The sequence below is a fragment of the Cupriavidus sp. KB_39 genome, from assembly GCF_052114485.1.
Taxonomy (GTDB): Bacteria; Pseudomonadota; Gammaproteobacteria; order Burkholderiales; family Burkholderiaceae; genus Cupriavidus.
In genome coordinates, this window is the sequence record NZ_JBFREV010000249.1 from 1 (window position 1) to 375 (window position 375).

Annotated in this window: 1 pseudogene; it reads left to right on the forward strand. The window is 66.7% G+C overall.

The features are described from left to right. Positions 1 to 375: pseudogene (locus AB4Z27_RS29795) on the forward strand (EmrB/QacA family drug resistance transporter); the annotation flags it as partial.

Genomic DNA, 375 nt, shown 5'->3' on the forward strand with positions numbered 1-375 from the left:
CCTCAGTTCGCTGACCGTGGTGCTCGAGGAGGGCCAGCGCGAGCAGTGGTTCGAGTCGGCGACTATCGTCTACCTCTCCGCGCTGTCGGCCATCGGGCTGGGGATGATGTTCGTCGCCCAGTTCACGGCCAAGACGCCCATCGTGCGGCTGCGCCTGCTGCTGAACAAGAATTACGCGAGCGTGATTCTGATCGTCTCGGTGGTCGGGGCGGGGCTGTACGGCGTGTCCTACCTGCTGCCGCAGTTCCTGGCGACGATTGCCGGCTACAACGCCGAGCAGGCCGGCGGGATCATGCTGCTGTCCGGGCTGCCGGCGTTCCTGATGATGCCGGTGCTGCCGCGCCTGCTCGGCAAGGTGGACAGCCGCTGGCTGGT